Source organism: Orbus hercynius (assembly GCF_003634275.1).
In the GTDB taxonomy this organism is placed as follows: Bacteria; Pseudomonadota; Gammaproteobacteria; order Enterobacterales; family Orbaceae; genus Orbus; species Orbus hercynius.
Window position 1 is genome coordinate 17,867 of sequence record NZ_RBWY01000002.1, and the last position, 19,978, is coordinate 37,844.

Consider the following 19,978-nt stretch of genomic DNA (forward strand, 5'->3'; position numbering starts at 1 on the left):
TATGATAAAAAAAATAGGTGTACTTACAAGTGGCGGCGATGCCCCTGGCATGAACGCAGCAATTAGAGGTGTTGTTCGTACGGCACTCACAGAAGGGCTTGAAGTTTACGGTATCGAGGATGGTTATTTAGGTTTATATGAAAATCGTATTAATCAACTTTATCGCTATAGCGTATCCGATATTATTACCCGCGGAGGCACCTTTTTAGGTTCCGCACGTTTTCCAGCATTTAAAGAGAAAGCAACCCGTCAAAAAGCCATTGATAATTTAAGACAAAATAATATTGATGCTTTAGTCGTTATTGGCGGAGATGGCTCGTATCTTGGAGCTATGCGTTTAACAGAAGAGGGATTTCCGTGCATCGGTTTACCGGGCACTATCGATAACGATATTCGCGGGACAGATTATACAATTGGTTATTTCACGGCTCTACAAACCGCAGTTGAAGCAATCGACCGTTTACGTGATACCTGTTCTTCACACCACCGTATTTCCATTATAGAAATTATGGGCAGAGGCTGTGGTGATTTAACGTTAAATGCAGCTGTTGCAGGTGGCTGTGAATTCATGATTATTCCTGAAGTTTCTTACACTAAAGAAGATTTGATTGAAGAAATTAAATTTGGTTTCTCGAAAGGTAAAAAACATGCCATCGTTGCCGTTGCTGAGCATATGTTAGATGTTGCTCAATTAGCAAAAGACATTGAAATTGCTGTTAAACATGAAACTAGAGCCACTGTGCTAGGGCACGTTCAACGCGGTGGTTCACCAGTGCCTTACGATCGAATCCTTGGTTCACGTATGGGGGCCTATGCGGTTGAACTGCTAATCCAAGGACAAGGTGGACGTAGTGTCGGTATCCAAAATGGTAAATTAGTTCACCATGATATCATGGATGCGTTAAGTAACATGAAACGACCATTTGATATTGACCTTTATAATACAGCTAAACGTTTATTTTAATAATGGATTGATTTTATCGTAGTTACTATGAGGCACTATCATGCAATATTTAGAAGGTGAAAACCGTTTTTACGTTAAAAATACAGATGAAAGTGAAGATATTGGTGAAATGACTTATACACGAATCGGAACTGACAAAGCCTCTATCGATCACACCTATGTGGACTCACGATACCGAGGTCAAGGTATTGCCGATCGTTTATTTGAACTTGTAATTACTAAAATGAAGCAGGAAAATCGTAAAATTATCCCGGTTTGTACTTACGCCCAGCGGCAATTTGAGCGCCATCCTGAGCTAAAATTAATACAAGCTAATAGTTAATTAACGACCGAGGGAAAGCCGCTTATAGACTTTCCCTTTTTTAATTAATCGACTTTATTGCTCAATCTCTTGGGCATGCTAAAATACGCAATTATTACTCCATTTTGTAGTAGGAATCATTTCATGAAAGTTAAAACTCGTTTTGCCCCTAGCCCAACTGGTTACCTCCACGTTGGCGGTGCCCGTACCGCACTATATTCTTGGTTATATGCTCGCCATGCGAAAGGTACTTTTGTTCTTCGTATTGAAGATACGGATTTAGAGCGTTCAACACCAGAAGCGATTGATGCAATTATCGAAGGTATGAACTGGTTAGATCTCTCTTGGGATGAAGGTCCTTACTATCAAACCAAACGTTTTGATCGCTATAATCAAGTCATTGATCAAATGATCAGTAAAGGTACAGCATATCGCTGTTACTGTTCTAAAGAAAGGCTAGAAAAACTGCGCGAAGAGCAAATGGCTAAAGGTGAGAAAACGCGTTATGATGGACACTGCCGCTGTGATGCTACGCAAAAAGCACATCACGATAATGAACCCCATGTCGTACGCTTTGCCAACCCTACTGATGGGGTTGTGATATTTAAAGATCTCATCCGTGGCCCAATTGAAATTGCCAATAAAGAGTTAGATGACCTAATTATTCGTCGCACAGACGGTTCACCAACATATAATTTCTGTGTTGTAGTTGATGACTGGGATATGGAAATTACTCATGTCATTCGCGGTGAAGATCATATCAATAATACCCCACGTCAAATCAATATTTTAAAAGCATTAGACGCGCCGTTACCACAGTATGGCCATGTCTCAATGATTTTAGGTGATGATGGGCAAAAATTATCCAAACGTCACGGTGCGGTAGGCGTGATGCAATACCGTGATGATGGCTATCTACCAGAAGCCTTATTAAACTATTTAGTCCGCTTAGGTTGGTCTCATGGCGATCAAGAGATTTTCTCTATACCGGAAATGGTTGAATATTTCACTCTAGAGGACGTAAGTCGCTCGGCAAGTGCATTTAATACCGAAAAGTTACTGTGGTTAAACCATCACTATATTAATCAATTAGACGCAGATTATGTTGCGCAGCACTTAATGTGGCATATGAATCAACAAGGCTATAATCTTGCTAATGGGCCAGATTTAATCACTATTGTCAAACTGTATGGTGAACGTAGCAAAACCTTAAAAGAGATGGCTGAGAACTGTGCTTATTGTTATCAAGATTTTAGCGAATTTGATGCAGATGCCGCTAAAAAACACTTAAGATTAGTGGCAAAAGCACCGCTTGAATTGATCAAAGCAAAATTAACCGCGATTGGCGAACTAGACTGGCAAACAACAATTATTCATCATGCCATCCAAAGTACTGCTGATGAACTTGAAGTTGGTATGGGCAAAGTCGGTATGCCACTGCGCGTTGCAGTAACCGGTATGGGACAGTCACCTTCAGTTGATGCAACGATTCAAGCAATCGGTAAAGCAAGGACGCTATCACGAATTGATCAAGCACTTACTTATATTAATGCGAGAGCAGATCAATAATTGGGCTGACAGTATCCTTTATGTGCAAGTTGCATTAATTTGGTGCGCTAATAATATGCGCACCCTATTTATTAACAACAACAGTGCACTATAGTCAGTTATAGGTTCAATCATCAGCTGATTGAACTCTAAGTACGATACCAATAATCACGTTTGTTTTATCTGATGGTTATTGGTAAATACGGATAAAAGCAACTGAGTACAGTTTTAAAATCATCATTTTTAATAAAAACTTTATTTTGGTATGTTTTTTGCATTATTTTCTGTTATTTTAATATAAGTTCATTGCTTTAATGATATTTATTGTGGAGAAACTCAATGTGTTCAATTCTTGGTATTCTAGATATTAAATCAGATCCAACTCAACTACGAACCAAAGCGCTAGAATTATCAAGTTTAATGCGCCATCGTGGTCCTGATTGGTCTGGTGTTTTTGCTTCAGATAAGGCAATTCTTGCGCATGAACGTCTATCGATTGTCGACGTTAATACTGGTGCTCAGCCGCTTTATAACAAAGATAAAACGTTAGTTCTAGCCGTTAATGGCGAAATTTATAATCACCAAGAAATTCGCAACCAATATAAAGATCGTTATGAATTCCAAACTGGCTCTGATTGTGAAGTTATTTTAGCTCTTTATCAAGAAAAAGGCATTGATTGTCTTGATGAATTGCAAGGGATGTTTGCTTTCATTCTTTATGATATTAATAAAGATACTTATTTTATTGGTCGTGACCATATTGGTATTATTCCTCTCTATACAGGTCATGACGAAAATGGAACGCTCTATGTTGCGTCAGAAATGAAAGCATTAGTGCCAGTATGTAAAACGATTGAAGCATTTCCTCCTGGATGTTACTTATCTAGCACTGTAGGTAAGATTACCGCTTACTATCAGCGCGACTGGATGGAATATGACAATGTTAAAGATAATAAAACGGATATTAACGAACTACGTAATGCGCTTGAAGATTCAGTGAAAAGTCACTTAATGTCAGATGTGCCTTATGGCGTACTCTTATCTGGCGGGCTTGACTCATCGGTGATTTCGGCGATAACCAAAAAATACGCAGCGCGCCGCGTTGAAGATCACGAAAAATCTGAAGCTTGGTGGCCACAACTACACTCATTTGCAGTGGGATTAAAAGGTGCACCAGATTTAAAAGCAGCGCAAGCCGTCGCCGATCATTTAGGCACCGTGCATCACGAAATCAATTTCACTATTCAAGAGGGAATTGATGCGATTCGCGACGTGATTTACTTTATCGAAACCTATGATGTCACAACTATTCGTGCATCAACGCCAATGTACCTAATGGCCCGCAAGATCAAAGCGATGGGAATCAAAATGGTCCTTTCTGGTGAAGGAGCGGATGAAGTGTTTGGTGGGTATTTGTATTTTCATAAAGCGCCAAATGCTAAAGAGTTCCATGAAGAAACAGTACGCAAATTAGCGGCGTTACATATGTATGACTGCGCACGCGCAAATAAAGCCATGTCAGCATGGGGAGTGGAAGCTCGCGTACCTTTCTTAGATAAAAAATTCCTAGATACCGCAATGCGCATCAATCCAAAAGATAAGATGTGTGGTAGCAATGGTAAAATGGAGAAACACATTGTACGTGAAGCGTTTGAGTCATATTTACCCGCTTCTGTTGTGTGGCGTCAAAAAGAACAGTTCTCTGATGGGGTGGGATACAGCTGGATCGACACATTAAAAGAAGTCGCCGCGCAAAAGATCACTGACCAGCAGTTGGAAAATGCGAAATTTAGATTCCCATATAACACGCCAGCGTCAAAAGAAGCGTATATGTATCGTGAAATCTTTGATGAGCTATTCCCATTGCCAAGCGCGGCGCAAAGCGTTCCTGGTGGACCCTCTGTTGCATGCTCAACTGCGAAAGCTATTGAGTGGGATGAATCATTTAAAAATTTAAATGATCCATCTGGACGCGCAGCGGTTGGCGTACACAATGATGCTTATAAAAAGTAATCAATCACACTATTTATATAAAAATAAAAGCCGTGTTAACTAACACGGCTTTTTTCGCGGTACCAAATATTGTGTGCAAAAAAAAGAAAGCTTTATGCTTTCCTTTTCTTAATCGCTCAAGATCGATTTTATAAAACCATCCTCACAATATCGATATCTCCAAGCTCTTTATACAAGCTTTCCACTTGTTCAATATGTGTGGCAGTAATCGTCACCGACACTGAATGATAATTGCCTTTGCTGCTTGGTTTAATTGAGGGGGAATAATCACCAGGCGCATGGCGCTGAATAACAGAAAGAACTTTATCAGCTAATTCGGGTTTAGCCTCTCCCATCACTTTATAAGTAAAAGAGCAAGGAAAATCGAGTAATTCATTTAACTTAGTTGGTTGCATAATATTCTCTTCTATTTTTTATTGTAATAGTTAACTTGCTTTTATATATATGGGGATAATAATAACGTTATCAACGGGAATCGTAAATAAAATGGCAAAACCACCTTATTTACGATTAATAACACTGATTAACTGAACCATAAATGGAATTTGAGTTTTATATAATCCCATATCCGCCCAAAGAAGCCCGTTTCTTTTACCGCTTCAAGAGTAACAAGTGGCTTTTGGGCTATGACTTTATCATTTAACGTAAACTCAATATTACCAACTACAGCGCCTTTCTCAAGCGGTGCCGATAAGTAAGCATCATTTAATTGATAAGTAACGTTAAGATCTGCAGCCTGTCCTCTTGGTACTGTTACATACACATCATCTAATGAACCTAACGGTAGCGAATTACTATCACCGTACCAAATCGTCTCAGAAACAACTGGTTTATTAGCTTTTACTGGCACAGCCGTTTCAAAAAAGCGAAACCCCCAAGTCAGTAATTTTTTACTCTCTTCTTCACGGCCTTTAAATGTTCTGCCACCTAATACTACCGAAATTAATCGCGTATTACCTTCAACAGCAGAACCAACTAAGTTATAACCCGCTGCATTAGTATGACCAGTTTTAATCCCATCAACATTGAGTGAAGTATCCCATAATAGGCCATTACGATTAGTTTGTTTAATATTATTAAACTTGAATTCTTTTTCTTTATAAACAGCATATTCTTGTGGTAGATTTTTAATCAATGCACGGCCTAAAAATGCCATATCTTTCGCAGTAGTATATTGACCCGGTGCATCAAGCCCATGAACGGTTTCAAAATGTGTATCGGTTAATCCAAGCTGCTGAGCATAATTATTCATCAAGTTCACAAAAGAATCTTGACTACCAGCAACGTGCTCAGCCATCGCGATACACGCATCATTCCCCGATTGAATAATAATCCCTTTATTAAGGTCTGCAACTGACACCTGATCGCCCGGTTTTAAAAACATTAAAGAAGAGCCCTTTAACACAGGATTACCTGTTGCCCAAGCATCTTTACTAATTGTGACAATATCATTCTCACTAATACGATTTGATTTTATTGCCTCACCAACCACATAACTTGTCATCATTTTCGTCAAACTAGCAGGATCTCGCCTTGTTTCAGCGTTTTCATCAGCCAAGATCTCACCTGAATTTGCATCAATTAAAATATAGGCCTGTGCATCAAGTTTTGGCGCATCAGGTATGGGGAAATTAATCTCTGCATTTGCAGTGCTAATAGATAAAGCCAATATCGCTAACGAATACTTCACTTTAGTAGATAACTGTTTTTTCATTATACTAACCTGATCATTTATAGGTAAAACACAACTATATGCTCTTAGATAACATATTACGATGAGTATGGATCGACATTATAATCCCAAAACTAGCCATGAGTACCACTAAAGATGAACCGCCATAGCTAATTAAGGGTAATGGTACACCAACAACTGGTAATATTCCACTCACCATACCAATATTAATAAAGACATAAATAAATAGGACTAACGTCAGCCCTCCGGCCAAAACGCGTCCGAAGGTCGTTTGCGCTTGAGCGGCAATAATTAGCCCTCGGCTAATTAGACACATAAATAGTGCTAATAAAATGATTGCGCCGACAAAACCAAACTCCTCTGCAATGACAGAAAAAATAAAATCAGTATGCCGTTCTGGGATAAATTCAAGCTGAGATTGTGTGCCAGCCAACCAACCTTTTCCCCACATACCGCCGGAGCCAATCGCTGTTTTGGATTGTAAGATATGATAACCTTTACCCAGCGGGTCACGCTCTGGATTAAATAAAGTAAGTACTCGCTCACGTTGATAATCATGCATAAGGAAAAACCACATAATTGGAATGAATGCGCCAATCGCAACAATTGAAGCAAAAATAAACTTCCAGCTAATGCCAGCAAGGAAAATAATAAAAATACCTGACATGGCAATCAATATCGATGTTCCTAAATCAGGCTGCATCGCAACTAACAGTGTTGGCACAGCAATAATTGCTAACGTTTGAATGGTCGTCTTAAATGGCGGCGGGCAGCCTTCTCGGTTAATAAATTTTGCCACCATCAATGGCACTGCAATTTTAGCAATTTCAGAAGGTTGAAAACGAATAAATCCCAAGTTGAGCCAGCGCTGAGCGCCTTTACTAGTATAACCAAACACATCAACAATCACTAACACAATAATACAGGCAATATAAAGGTAAGGTGCCCATTTTTCATAAACACGCGGTGAACATTGTGCAAATACAATCATCACCACAATTCCCAATATAATTTGCGATACTTTACGCTCAGTCATTGGTAAATCTTGACCGCTCGCACTCCACATAATGTATACGCTATAGGCTAATAGTAACAAAATAAAAAATAAAAATAATGGATCAATATGTAATCGCATCCATAGCGATCGTTTTTTGCTATTGATCATTAGTCACCCTGCCTCATGTTTAAAATAGATTCTGATATTTTGACATCATCATCCCCTAAAAGATAATAATCTAAAATGCGTTTAGCAAATGCACCACCTTTGGAGCTACCGCTACCGCCATTTTCTAATACAACAGCGATCGCAATTTTTGGCTTATCATAAGGCGCGAATGCAATAAATAATGCATGATCTCGTAAATGCTCTGGAATTTGACTCGCATTATAAATTTCATCCGCTTTTAAGCCATAGACCTGCGCGGTTCCGGATTTACCCGCGGCTTTATAAGGGGAACCAGCGTAAATTTTTCTTGCTGTTCCCCTCGTACCAAACATCACTTTATACATGCCATCTTTGGCGATTTGCCAATATTTTTCGTTAATCAAACCTGCCAAGGTGGTATCTACTTTTAAGGCGGCCGCGGGTGAAGGCGGAAAATTATCTTCATTAAGTAAATCACTGCGTGTTTGTTTTAGTAAATGAGGTATATAGCTTTTGCCATCATTGACCATAATCGTTAATGCTTTTGCTAGCTGCACTGGGGTTGCAGTCCAATATCCTTGACCAATACCGACTGGAATCGTATCACCTTGTAACCAAGGCTGCTTATAGCGCCCCATTTTCCATTCTCTGCTCGGTAATATGCCTCGACTTTCTTCATTTGGCGAAATATCAATACCGGTTCGTTCACCATAACCAAATTTATTCATCCAAAAATATAATCGATCGATACCTAAGTCATAAGCGACTTGATAGTAATAAGTATCAACGGACTCTTCTAAAGATTTCGTGACATCGACTTTACCGTGTCCCCAACGCAACCAGTCACGAAAACGCTTTTCAGTGCCAGGGAGCTGCCAATAACCGGGATCACTGACCACAGTTTTGGGCGTAATAACGCCTTCACTAAGCGCAGAAACAGCAATAAATGGCTTCACCGTTGATGCCGGTGGGTAGGTTCCTAGCATAGCACGATTAAACAGCGGTTTATCGGGATCCTCAAGCAGTGCCTTATATTTCGCCGAAGAAATCCCGCCGACAAACAAATTAGGGTCATAACTTGGGCTAGAGACTAATGCTAATACTTCGCCATTATTAGGATCAATTGCCACCACTGCACCTTTCCTTCCGGCCAGTAATTTTTGAATATACAGCTGTAAATTTAAATCAATTGTCAAATAAATATCTTCACCAGCAAGAGGCGGATTGTGATTTAACTGACGAACAATTTTACCTCGGTTATTAACTTCAACCTCTTCATAACCGGGCGTACCATGCAATAAATCTTCATAAAATCGCTCAATGCCAATTTTACCAATATTCGGCGTACCGACATAATCACTGAGTTTATCTTCTTCTTCTAACCGTGCTTTATCTTGATTATTTATCTTCGATACATAGCCCAAGACATGCGTTAATGCACTGCCGTAAGGATAATAACGATGCTGATTGCCCGTAATATTAACAAATGGAAAGCGATGCTGGTTTACCACAAATCTCGCAATTTCCTGTTGTGTCAAATTGTCTTTGAGTGGCACCGGCCGGTGGGCTTTATAACCACGTCGTTCTTTTTGAAAATTTTCGATATCTTCATCAGTGAGATCAACTAGTGTCCGTAGTTCATCGAGCTGGGCATTGAGATTACTAATTTTGTCCGGGGTAATATTTAATTGGTAGATGGTGTTATTAATCGCAAGCGGAATGCCATTTCTATCATAAATAATGCCGCGATTCGGCGGAACGGGTATAATTTCAATCCGATTCTTATTGGATTTAGTATTGTAATAGCCATAACTAAATATCTGTAAATGCGCCAGTGTCACAAGTAGAATCGTAACCATCACCAACAGGACAGCAAAAGCAATTAACACTCGGCGTAAAAATAAATTGGTTTCTGCGCTGTGATCTCGAATTTTAGTTTGATGGCGCCAATTTAAGTGTTGTATAACTTGCTACTCCTGATGATTCTCGACGTCATGACGTGATCTGTTCTCAAGTTTACGCCTTTGCTGATCCTGCTCCCATGCTTCATAAGCATTCACAATTCTGGCCACTACAGGGTGCCTAACCACATCCTCACTATAAAAAAAGTTAAAGCTAATATCATCAACCGAACTTAACACTTCAATGGCATGTTTTAGACCTGATTTTTGATTACGAGGCAAGTCAACTTGAGTGATATCACCGGTAATCACCGCCTTTGAATTAAAACCAATCCGAGTTAAAAACATTTTCATCTGTTCTATCGTCGTATTTTGACTTTCATCAAGAATAATAAATGCATCATTAAGCGTTCGCCCACGCATATAAGCTAATGGCGCAACTTCAATAACATTTTTTTCAATCAGTTTCTCAACTTTTTCAAATCCTAACATTTCAAACAGCGCATCATAGAGTGGGCGCAAATACGGATCGACTTTTTGGCTCAAATCTCCAGGTAAAAATCCCAACTTTTCGCCAGCTTCAACAGCCGGGCGAGTCAGTAAAATGCGACGAATTTGCTGTTTTTCTAAGGCATCAACAGCCGCGGCAACGGCTAAATACGTTTTGCCCGTTCCAGCAGGACCAATCCCAAAGGTAATATCATAATCCATTACATTGGCAATATAACGGGCTTGATTGGGCGTACGTGGCTTAATCACGCCACGTTTGGTTTTAATCATCACTAATTTACCGCCATCATACAAAGCATGAGCGGGTAAATGTTGCGTGGCTGTCTCAATCGCGCCACTCTCTTTGATCGCCAAATGAATCTGCTCAGGTTCAATATCGATAATTTGTTGGCGCTGCTGCGTCTGTTTATATAATGATTGCAGGATTTCCCCGGCGGCCTGCACGCAGATATTATCACCGGTTAATCGGAATTGATTACCCCAGTGATTAATTTCAATACCTAAACGTTTTTCAAGCTGCTTAATATTATTATCATAAGGGCCGCAAAGACTATTTAAACGTTGATTATCCGCGGGATCTAACACAATTTCATGGGTAATAATATTCAAGAGTTATCCTTCAATCTAAACATTTAGCCACTAAGGACGATACATACCAACACCCAGAGCATCTTCTTTCTGTGTTTTGGCAATAATAGCACTTGGTGATTGGCTCACGCGTAAATCCATCTCATCTTCAGTGCGAATCACTTTAGCACGTAATGAGTTTGGATACACATCGGTGATTTCAACATCAACAAACTTACCAATCATCGCTGGTTGACCGGCAAAATTGACAATACGATTGTTTTCAGTGCGTCCGGTTAATTCCATCAAATCTTTTTTCGATGGCCCTTCAACCAATACACGCTGAACGGTACCTAACATCTGACGACTAAATTGCATCGCTTGTTGATTGATACGTTGCTGTAACAAGTATAAACGTTGTTTTTTCTCTTCTTCTAATACGTTATCTTCCATATCAGCCGCTGGCGTACCCGGTCTTGCTGAATAGACGAAGCTATAGCTTAGATCAAAATTGACATCCGCAATCAATTTCATGGTTTGTTCAAAATCTTCTTGCGTTTCGCCCGGGAAACCGACGATAAAATCAGAACTGATTTGAATTTCAGGACGCACTTTACGCAGCTTACGAATAATTGATTTATATTCTAGCGCAGTATGTGTACGTTTCATTAAATTTAACACGCGATCAGAACCACTTTGTACCGGTAAATGTAAGTAGCTGACCAATTCTGGCGTATCTTGATACACCTCGATAATATCATCAGTAAATTCAATCGGATGGCTAGTGGTAAAGCGAATACGATCAATACCATCAATGCCAGCAACTAAGCGTAGTAACTCAGCAAATGTGCAAATTTCACCATCAAACGTTGGACCGCGATAAGCATTCACATTTTGCCCAAGCAAATTCACTTCACGCACGCCTTGAGCGGCTAATTGTGCAATTTCGTAAATAACATCATCACACGGACGACTCACTTCTTCACCACGAGTATAAGGCACAACGCAGTATGTACAATACTTGTTACATCCTTCCATAATCGAGACAAATGCTGTCGGACCTTCACTACGAGGCTCAGGTAGGCGATCAAATTTTTCGATTTCAGGAAAACTAACGTCGACAACATGAGTATTCTCATTGTTCACCACTTGATTAATCATTTCGGGTAAACGATGGAACGTTTGTGGTCCAAAAATAATATCGACAAACGGTGCTCGCTTGCGGATATGCTCACCTTCTTGCGAAGCAACGCATCCCCCAACCCCAATAACAATGTCCGGGTTATGTTTCTTTAAATTTTTCCAACGGCCTAACTGATGAAATACTTTCTCCTGTGCTTTCTCGCGAATAGAGCAAGTATTTAATAATAAGATATCGGCTTCTTCTGCATTTTCAGTTAAGGTTAAACCATGGGTTGATTCAAGGAGGTCTGCCATTTTCGACGAATCATACTCGTTCATCTGGCAGCCCCAAGTTTTGATATGTAATTTTTTGCTCATCAATGACTCAGCTATATAATTGTTAAAATGAAAACGGCTTTAACTCCGTGATTTTAGCGGTCTATATTGTAATGCTTTGTTGCGAGTGAATCCAGCTAAAAAGTAAATGGATTGATGAACGATCAACAACAGAATGGTAAAAACAGATAAATAGCGTTATCTATCAATATTTTTAGTCAATAACACCAAAGATAAATATGATAAATGCCTTAACTGGCACTTATCATCTAAGGACATCAATTGCTTGTGTAATACTAAGACATTAACATATTTTGAATAAAGCCAACATGCATTTTAACACCGACATCCATCACATCTTCATCTAAAATGAATTTAGCATTATGCAATCCAGCCGTTGCGCCCTTTTCTTTATTACCTGATCCCATAAATAAAAAGCAGCCCGGCACTTTTTCTTGATAAGAGGAAAAGTCTTCACTACCAAACATCGGCGCGGTAGCCATAATCAAATTATCTGCACCAACGACTTTCGTTATCACTTGCTCCGCCACATCACAAGCAGACTGAGCATTATTGCCAATCGTATAACCTTGCGTCCATTTAAACTCATAACTTGCACCATGCGCCTGAGTAATGCCAGCAATAATACGTTCCATTAATTGCGGTACTTTTTGGCGAACGTCTTTATTATGGGTTCTTAATGTGCCAGCTAAATGCGCTGATGTTGGGATTACATTATAACTATCTCCCGCTTGGAATGTCGCAACCGTAAGTACCGGTGCGTGCAGCGGATCAAGGTTACGCGCAACGATTTGCTGTAATGCGGTGACAATTTCCGCGCCAATCACCACCGGATCAATACAAAGCTGTGGCATTGAACCGTGGCCCCCCACTCCTTTAATCGTAATATCAAAATTGTCACTCGATGCACTAAACACGCCACGTTTAAGTGAAACTTTACCCGTTTCAATCGTTGGGAAAACGTGTAGGCCAAAAATCATATCCACATTGTTTAATACACCTTTCTCAACCAACTCTTTGGCGCCGCCGGGCGGCACTTCTTCTGCGGGTTGGAAAATAAAGAGCACATTACCTTTAATCTGCGACTTTACTTGTGCTAGCACTTTAGCCGCCCCAAGTAGCATCGCCGCATGCGCATCATGACCACAAGCGTGCATCACGCCAGGATTGGTTGAGCTAAACGCTTCACCACTACACTCGGTAATCGGCAGGGCATCAATGTCACCGCGCAGCGCAATGGTTTTACCAGCCTGAGCGCCTTGTAAATAGGCCGTCACACTCGTTGGTGTTGGGCGACTTAACGTTAACCCGTCGATCTGCGTTAATTGCTCATAAATATAATTTGCGGTTTTTTGTTCATTAAATGTTAAATCAGGATACTGGTGAATATGGCGGCGCCAGGTAATCACATCATGTTTAACTGATTCTATTAACGTATTGATTGTTTCCATAAACTTACTCCTAATGTTAATCCGTCAATGTAATTAAGCGTGTGGTTTTTTAAGAGGCAATACAATTAATCCCGCCAACACCATTCCAGCGGCGAGGAACATAAAGGCAAACGAAAAGTCACCTGACATCGCATTGTTTTGTGTTGAAATCATAAATCCAATCACAATCGGTGAAACAAATCCACCAAGCGTTCCGCCTGTATTGACTAGTCCCATTGCTGAACCAATGACATTAGAAGGTAACCATTTCATTGGTAAGGTAAAAATGGTGACAAATGATGTCATTAGAAAAATATAGGCGATAAATAAAAATACCGCTGACACAATAATATTTGGGCTAACATAAACCAGCCAAATCGATAGCGCTGAAATCATTGAACTAACAAAAATAACACTTTTCTCTTTGTTACGCATGTATTTACCTACAAACCAGCCGCTACCGATTGATGAAAGCCACTGAGCAACACCGCCCACCGCCATCACATAAGCTGCCCACTCCAGATTTAGCCCCCGCACTTGCACTAAATACTTAGGCAACCAAACCATTAAACCGTATGCCGGAATATTCACGCCAAAAATGGCAACAAAAAGAAGAATGACCACCGGGTTTTTCAGTAACGAGATATAAGATATTTTCACGCTATCAGCAGCATGGATCGATTGCCCTTTTTTAGCGCTCGGAACCCATAACACAATAAACAAAGCAACAAGTAATGCAATAACGGCTAAATCAACATACGTCCAGCGCCACCCGATCGTACTGACTGTATAACTAACCACAATCGGGCCAACAATCATCGCCACACCCGCTGATGATAATAAGATCGATTGTGCTAATGTACGTTCATCAACCGCAAAATTCGCAGAAACCGCCTTTGCACATGAACAGGGATAACCCGAATGGCCCACACCGGCTAAAAAACGAAACGCAATCAATAACGCGATGGTTGAGCCAACAAAACCAAATAAAAATGCACAGGCACTAATTGTTACCAATGATAGCAATAACACTTTTTTATAGCCAATGCGATCATTTAACCAACCCGCGGGAATTTGAAATAATGAATAGGACAAGAAAAATAGACCGGTAATATAGCCAACATCTTGCGTAGAAAGCTCAAGTTCACGGCTAATATCAATCATCGCCAGCCCAATTACGGTTTTATCAATATACACAACCAGATAACCGATAAATAGTAGTAATATCATCATATACTTTTTTTCTATTTTCATTGTTTTACCCACTTTTGTTAACTTTAATGAGACATTTTGTGTATTGGTGGTTAATTAAATCATCATAAAAACGTGATCTATGTCACAAAAAATTATTATATTACAATAAATTAGTTGTTATTAATTACTATATATTCCCTTTTTATTTATAGGGGAATAATATTTTTCACCACGTGATAATAAAAGCTGATAGAGTAACAGATGAAATATTTACCTAAAATAAACCAATTAAAAGTTTTTCAAGCTGTGATTAAATATGGCAGTATCCGAGCAGCATCGCGTGCTCTAAATCAATCTCAGCCTGCGTTGACACGTTCACTTAAAGAGTTAGAAGCTAGTCTTGGTGCCACTTTAATCATTCGCGGCATACGCGGTATCGAACTGACTGAAGCGGGTCGATTATTTGCCGTGAGAATGGAAATTATTTTACGAGAACTGCAAAAAGCAACTGAAGAGCTGCAGTATGTCAATGAACAAGCTGAAAGCAATCTGCGTATTGGCTGTTCATCGTTAATATTATTAACCATTTATCCCAAAATCTTGGCTGAATTTAAAAAATATCATCCAAAAGCCTCTTTACTACTCAAAGAGGGTCAATTATCGTCATTAATGCCAGAATTAAGGGAGAATAAACTCGATTTTGCCATTGGATCGGTTTCAGAAAATATTCCCTTGTTTGATTTTATCGAAGAACCACTCTTTAAAGCCTCGTTCACCATTTTATGCCGTAAAGGGCATAAACTTGAGCACTGTACCCATCTTGAACAGCTCAAAGATGCCAATTGGTTAGTCCCAGCAACCGATATGGGTTATTACCAACAATTGCAGCAATTTTTAGACAACAGCCATACCCAATTAGCCTCAACACCATTATCAACCGATTCCGTCATCTGTGGTCTTAATTTAGTGCTCAACAGTGACTATTTAATTATTATTGCCAAATCCATGTCAAAGCCCTTGATGCTTGGCGAACACTTTGCTGAAATTATCTTAACGACAAGTTTGCCATGTGCTACCTATAGCCTGATTTATCCTCGTAATATTCCCTTAACATTGACGGCTAATCGCATGATAAAAATTTTACGTTGGCATTGTCAAAAAACCAATTGGAATAAGGTGTATCAATCATAATTTATGTATTTCTCAACTGGTTACAACCACTTTCAAGTGGTAAATACAAATTATGATAAAATAGGACCATTGTGATATATTCTAGATAAAACCATACAACTATTAACAAACAATTGCTATTATCGCCTCAAACATTTATGTATAATTAGTTATCATGTTTGATCAAAGTAATCCCGTTGGTAACCTTTATTAGGAAGATGCGATGACTCAATTGCGCTTATTTACCCCTTTTTTATGTATGATAGTTTTCATGCATGGCGCTTATGCAAAACCGGCTATCACGCTATCAGATTCAAACAATAGTATTGTTGTCAATGACCCCTCTGTTCTTATTCCGTCACTACGCGCAGCGGCTGAAAAAGGTGAAGCTGATGCGCAGTATTCTTTAGGGAATATTTATCAACAAGGATTGAGCGAAGATGTTAATTATATCAAAGCCGCCTTTTGGTACAAAAAAGCCGCCGATCAAGGATTAGCTAAAGCACAAAATAACCTCGCCAATCTGTATGCTGACGGTTTAGGTGTCGAACGCGATTTAGTCAAAGCCTTTGAATATTATAAATTAGCAGCGGATCAAAATTATCCCTTAGCACAATATAATCTTGCCTTAGCGTATAAGAATGGCACCGGTACTGAGAAAAATGCGTTAAGAGCTATCGATTTATTCAAAGTGGCGGGAGAACAAGGTATCTCGGATGCTAATCTCAACGCTGGCTTGATGTATTTTTTTGGCGATGGTATTAAAGAAAATCGAGCGACGGCAGCAGATTGGTTTAGTAAAGCAGCAACTGATGGCAATAGTGAAGCCCTCTATTATCTTGCTGTTATGTCAGAGAAAGGCGATGGCATCACTCAAGACTATATTGCCGCTATCTATTTCTATACTGAATCAGCAGAACATGGCTATGTGCCGGCAATGTATAATTTGGGAATTATGTATGCAACCGGTTCTGGTACGAGACCAGACAATGAAAAAGCAGCCTATTGGTTTACTAAAGCAGCTGAAAACGGTAATGCCGACGCCCAATATAATATTGGTGTCATGTACGATGTCGGTGGCGGGGTACCACAAGATCCGGCTAAAGCAGCACAGTGGTATATAAAAGCAGCCGAACAAGGTAGTGTCGATGCACAGTATAATTTAGCCGTGAAATATCTTGAAGGCGATGGCATAACTAAAAATAAAGGACGTGCTATTTATTGGTTTACCAAAGCGGCCTCACAAAACGATCCAGATGCACAAGCTTATTTAGCTGAATTACTCAAAGATGATAAATATACCGAAGACAAATAAGCATTGCCAATTCGGCAATGCTTAATTTATCGCTAGCCAGAATTACGCATGCCAGCGGCGATGCCAGAAATTGTAATCATCAGCGCTTGTTCAACTACCGAATTTTCCTCCTGATTTTTTCTAGAACGCTCAAGTAACTCGATTTGCAATAAATTGAGCGGCTCAATGTAAGTATTTCGCAGTGCGACCGATTGAGCAATCCAAGGTAAGTCAGCCATAAGGCTGTCATCATCGGTAATTTTTAATACAGTATTAATATCATCTTTTAGTCGCTGACAAAGGGCTTCACCTAAATTCCACAGCGACGGCGATACTAAACGTTTTTCATAGTAACGATAAATATTGGTATCTGACTTTGCATACACCATTTCCAGCATACCAAGACGAGTATTGAAAAACGGCCAATCATGATACATCTGTTTTAATAGCATCTCGTTACCCTGATCAATCGCTGTTTGCAGTGCAGAGCCGGCCCCTAACCAAGACGGTAACATTAAACGGTTTTGTGTCCAGGCAAAAATCCATGGAATCGCACGAAGGCTCTCGATACCGCCATTTTGTTTCCGCTTTTGAGGTCTTGAACCTAACGGTAAACGACCTAACTCAGTTTCGGGCGTAACCGCGCGGAAATAAGGCACAAACTCAGGTTCATCTCGCACATAATGTCGATAGCACTGACATGAGGTTTGTGACATTTGATCCATCAAATCACGCCACTCTTGCTTAGGATTTGGTGGTGGCAGTAAATTGGCTTGTAAGATTGCTGATGCATAAAGCATCATACTACTTAAGGCAATTTCCGGTAATCCAAGTTTAAAACGGATCATTTCACCTTGTTCGGTCACTCGCAGCCCACCTTGTAATGATCCCGGCGGTTGAGAGAGTAATGCCGCATGTGCCGGCGCACCACCACGCCCAATTGTCCCACCACGTCCATGGAATAAGGTAAGTTCAATGCCGTTATCAGCGAACAGTTTTACCAGTTCTTCTTGTGATCGATATTGCGCCCATGAGGCAGCAAGTGTTCCCGCATCTTTAGCTGAATCAGAATAGCCAATCATCACCATCTGCTTACCATTCATTTTTGCTCGATACCAGGGTATATCAAGCAGTTTTTGCATTACCGATTTAGCATTATTCAGATCATCTAACGTTTCAAAAAGCGGCACAACCGGAATATTTTTTTGACAATTAGCCGCTTTAAGTAATAAATTCACCGCCAAAATATCTGATGGTGTTTTGGCCATCGAAATCACATAAGCAGCTATCGACTCATCTCCCGCCTGCGCAATGACTTCGCAAGTATCAAATACCTCTTTAACCGATTCGGTAGGCTGCCAGCGATAAGGTAACAAGGGTCGATTGGACGCGAGTTCTGAGAGTAAAAACTGTACTCTTTCTTCTTCTGACCATAGCTCATAACGACCCATATTGAGTTCTTGAGTTAAGGCATCAAGGGCTTTTGTATGTAATGCACTATCTTGTCTGATATCTAAGCGCACCAGCTGCAAACCAAAACTTTTAATCCGGCGTAACGTATCTAAAAGTGGGCCATGTGCAATCGTTGACATACCACAGGTAATTAACGAGTTATAACAATCATAAAGAGGCTGCCACAGATCGTCATTTTTAAGTAAAATGCCCGCTGGTGGTAAAATATCTTCATCGTTAAGTTTAGACGTTAAATAAGCATGAGTTTGTACTAAGCGCGAACGTAACATTTTCATGACAACGCGATACGGCTCAGAGTACTCTTTATCGGATTCTAAATAGCGCAGCACATCTGGCGTACACTCTGACATCGATAATTCACGCACTAACACTTGAATATCAGCCAAAAATAGTTCAATTGCTTTAAGGCGAGCTTGTAACATCACTTTGGCAGTCACTTGCGCGGTCACATTTGGGTTACCATCGCGATCGCCGCCCATCCACGAAGTAAATTTAATCGGCACTTGTTCAACCGGTAGCTGCCGCTCAAATGCATCGACTAGCTGATCATTAAACTCGCGTAAAAAGAGCGGCACGCCAACCCACAAGCTATCTTCAATAACTGAAAATCCCCATTTTGCTTCATCAATGGGGGTTGGCCGCTGTTTACGAATTTCGTCGGTATACCAAGCCTGGCTGACTAATTGACGTAGCCGACGCATAATGCGATCTTTTTCATAATCCGCTAAATCATCATGATCAAGCTGCACCAAGCAGGTGTTGATCGAGGTATAGGTATTAATCAAAGTGCGACGATTAATTTCGGTAGGGTGCGCAGTCAAAACCAATTCAATCGATAATTTATCAATCGCTTGATCAATCAGTTGTGGAGCAATGTTTTGACTTTTTAATGCGGCAAATAATTCGGTGAGTTTTTGCGGGCTACTCACGGCCTCGCCATGAGGTGAAATACCATAATGCTCTGCGGCCGTATTGGCAAGATTTAAAAATTGATTGAATGCTCGCGCGATCGGCAGTAGCTCTTGATTACTTAAATGACTAATAACCCGAAGTAATTCATCATGTGCGATACGATCACCTTGCTGGCTCATTTTAGCGAGTCGTCTAATATTTTCAACTCGCTCAAGCGTTTCTTTACCAGCTGCTCGCTCTATCGCATTACCTAAAAGTGTACCAAGCATATTGACGTTGCTTTTCATCAGTGAATAATCGGTCTTCATAGGAGCCCTCAATTGACGTGCAAAAATAATAGTATGAAAAATAGAATGCAATACTCATCAGATACTTTATAACAATG

The 19,978-nt window shown here is 40.1% G+C and carries 15 protein-coding genes; 6 read left to right on the plus strand and 9 right to left on the minus strand.

Annotated elements, in window-relative coordinates; translation table 11 throughout:
- Position 1 precedes the first annotated feature (1 nt).
- The 4 genes from pfkA to asnB all read left to right on the plus strand — a co-directional run bounded on the left by pfkA (position 2) and on the right by asnB (position 4,826).
- The gene (gene pfkA / locus DES39_RS05635; protein ID WP_121144819.1) at positions 2-964 is read left to right on the plus strand and encodes a 6-phosphofructokinase; all 963 of its coding nucleotides are present in this window, start codon (positions 2-4) and stop codon (positions 962-964) included.
- A 40-nt stretch (positions 965-1,004) separates the two neighbouring features.
- Positions 1,005-1,286 carry a GNAT family N-acetyltransferase gene (locus DES39_RS05640; RefSeq protein WP_121144820.1) on the plus strand — a complete coding sequence of 94 codons (282 nt, stop codon included), beginning with the start codon at positions 1,005-1,007 and terminating at the stop codon, positions 1,284-1,286.
- Positions 1,287-1,409: 123 nt separating this feature from the next.
- Entirely contained in the window at positions 1,410-2,834 is a 1,425-nt protein-coding gene (gene gltX / locus DES39_RS05645; protein WP_121144821.1) for a glutamate--tRNA ligase, read from the plus strand.
- A gap of 318 nt (positions 2,835-3,152) precedes the next feature.
- The gene (gene asnB / locus DES39_RS05650) at positions 3,153-4,826 is read left to right on the plus strand and encodes an asparagine synthase B (protein WP_121144822.1); all 1,674 of its coding nucleotides are present in this window, start codon (positions 3,153-3,155) and stop codon (positions 4,824-4,826) included.
- A gap of 128 nt (positions 4,827-4,954) precedes the next feature.
- On the opposite strand, the gene ybeD is transcribed toward asnB, so the two are convergent.
- The 8 genes from ybeD to DES39_RS05690 form a co-directional block, all read right to left on the minus strand.
- On the minus strand, positions 4,955-5,221 hold the full coding sequence (gene ybeD / locus DES39_RS05655) for a DUF493 family protein YbeD (protein ID WP_121144823.1): 267 nt from the start codon (positions 5,219-5,221) through the stop codon (positions 4,955-4,957).
- 128 nt (positions 5,222-5,349) lie between these two features.
- Positions 5,350-6,540 (minus strand): serine hydrolase, encoded by a 1,191-nt coding sequence (locus DES39_RS05660; protein ID WP_121144824.1) that lies wholly within the window; start codon positions 6,538-6,540, stop codon positions 5,350-5,352.
- Between the two features lie 34 nt (positions 6,541-6,574).
- Complete coding sequence (gene mrdB / locus DES39_RS05665; RefSeq protein ID WP_121144825.1) at positions 6,575-7,684, minus strand: peptidoglycan glycosyltransferase MrdB; 1,110 nt, start codon at positions 7,682-7,684, stop codon at positions 6,575-6,577.
- Positions 7,684-9,627 (minus strand): penicillin-binding protein 2, encoded by a 1,944-nt coding sequence (gene mrdA / locus DES39_RS05670; protein WP_121144826.1) that lies wholly within the window; start codon positions 9,625-9,627, stop codon positions 7,684-7,686. Before mrdA ends, mrdB begins: the two co-directional genes overlap by 1 nt.
- 6 nt (positions 9,628-9,633) lie before the next feature.
- The gene (locus tag DES39_RS05675) at positions 9,634-10,683 is read right to left on the minus strand and encodes a PhoH family protein (RefSeq protein ID WP_121144827.1); all 1,050 of its coding nucleotides are present in this window, start codon (positions 10,681-10,683) and stop codon (positions 9,634-9,636) included.
- Between the two features lie 30 nt (positions 10,684-10,713).
- A complete protein-coding gene (gene miaB / locus DES39_RS05680; RefSeq protein WP_121144828.1) occupies positions 10,714-12,141 on the minus strand; it encodes a tRNA (N6-isopentenyl adenosine(37)-C2)-methylthiotransferase MiaB in 1,428 nt (475 codons plus the stop codon).
- A 254-nt stretch (positions 12,142-12,395) separates the two neighbouring features.
- On the minus strand, positions 12,396-13,571 hold the full coding sequence (locus DES39_RS05685) for an amidohydrolase (protein ID WP_121144829.1): 1,176 nt from the start codon (positions 13,569-13,571) through the stop codon (positions 12,396-12,398).
- A 33-nt stretch (positions 13,572-13,604) separates the two neighbouring features.
- Positions 13,605-14,804 carry an MFS transporter gene (locus DES39_RS05690; protein WP_211324642.1) on the minus strand — a complete coding sequence of 400 codons (1,200 nt, stop codon included), beginning with the start codon at positions 14,802-14,804 and terminating at the stop codon, positions 13,605-13,607.
- Between the two features lie 201 nt (positions 14,805-15,005).
- Here DES39_RS05690 and DES39_RS05695 point away from each other — a divergent pair, with 201 nt between their 5' ends.
- The gene (locus DES39_RS05695) at positions 15,006-15,935 is read left to right on the plus strand and encodes a LysR substrate-binding domain-containing protein (RefSeq protein ID WP_121144830.1); all 930 of its coding nucleotides are present in this window, start codon (positions 15,006-15,008) and stop codon (positions 15,933-15,935) included.
- 202 nt (positions 15,936-16,137) lie between these two features.
- Positions 16,138-17,229 carry an SEL1-like repeat protein gene (locus DES39_RS05700; RefSeq protein WP_121144831.1) on the plus strand — a complete coding sequence of 364 codons (1,092 nt, stop codon included), beginning with the start codon at positions 16,138-16,140 and terminating at the stop codon, positions 17,227-17,229.
- Positions 17,230-17,261: 32 nt separating this feature from the next.
- Here DES39_RS05700 and ppc read toward each other — a convergent pair whose 3' ends face one another.
- Positions 17,262-19,901, minus strand: a complete 2,640-nt coding sequence (ppc, locus tag DES39_RS05705) for a phosphoenolpyruvate carboxylase (protein WP_121144832.1) — start codon at positions 19,899-19,901, stop codon at positions 17,262-17,264.
- Positions 19,902-19,978 lie beyond the last annotated feature (77 nt).

Excerpts from the sequence above, each read along its gene's own strand:
- DES39_RS05660 (WP_121144824.1), bottom strand. The coding sequence starts at position 6,540 with ATGAAAAAACAGTTATCTACTAAAGTGAAGTATTCGTTAGCGATATTG.
- gltX (WP_121144821.1), top strand. The coding sequence starts at position 1,410 with ATGAAAGTTAAAACTCGTTTTGCCCCTAGCCCAACTGGTTACCTCCAC.
- pfkA (WP_121144819.1), top strand. The coding sequence starts at position 2 with ATGATAAAAAAAATAGGTGTACTTACAAGTGGCGGCGATGCCCCTGGC.
- miaB (WP_121144828.1), bottom strand. The coding sequence starts at position 12,141 with ATGAGCAAAAAATTACATATCAAAACTTGGGGCTGCCAGATGAACGAG.
- DES39_RS05695 (WP_121144830.1), top strand. The coding sequence starts at position 15,006 with ATGAAATATTTACCTAAAATAAACCAATTAAAAGTTTTTCAAGCTGTG.
- ppc (WP_121144832.1), bottom strand. The coding sequence starts at position 19,901 with ATGAAGACCGATTATTCACTGATGAAAAGCAACGTCAATATGCTTGGT.
- asnB (WP_121144822.1), top strand. The coding sequence starts at position 3,153 with ATGTGTTCAATTCTTGGTATTCTAGATATTAAATCAGATCCAACTCAA.
- mrdB (WP_121144825.1), bottom strand. The coding sequence starts at position 7,684 with ATGATCAATAGCAAAAAACGATCGCTATGGATGCGATTACATATTGAT.
- DES39_RS05640 (WP_121144820.1), top strand. The coding sequence starts at position 1,005 with ATGCAATATTTAGAAGGTGAAAACCGTTTTTACGTTAAAAATACAGAT.
- DES39_RS05685 (WP_121144829.1), bottom strand. The coding sequence starts at position 13,571 with ATGGAAACAATCAATACGTTAATAGAATCAGTTAAACATGATGTGATT.
- DES39_RS05690 (WP_211324642.1), bottom strand. The coding sequence starts at position 14,804 with ATGAAAATAGAAAAAAAGTATATGATGATATTACTACTATTTATCGGT.
- ybeD (WP_121144823.1), bottom strand. The coding sequence starts at position 5,221 with ATGCAACCAACTAAGTTAAATGAATTACTCGATTTTCCTTGCTCTTTT.
- DES39_RS05700 (WP_121144831.1), top strand. The coding sequence starts at position 16,138 with ATGACTCAATTGCGCTTATTTACCCCTTTTTTATGTATGATAGTTTTC.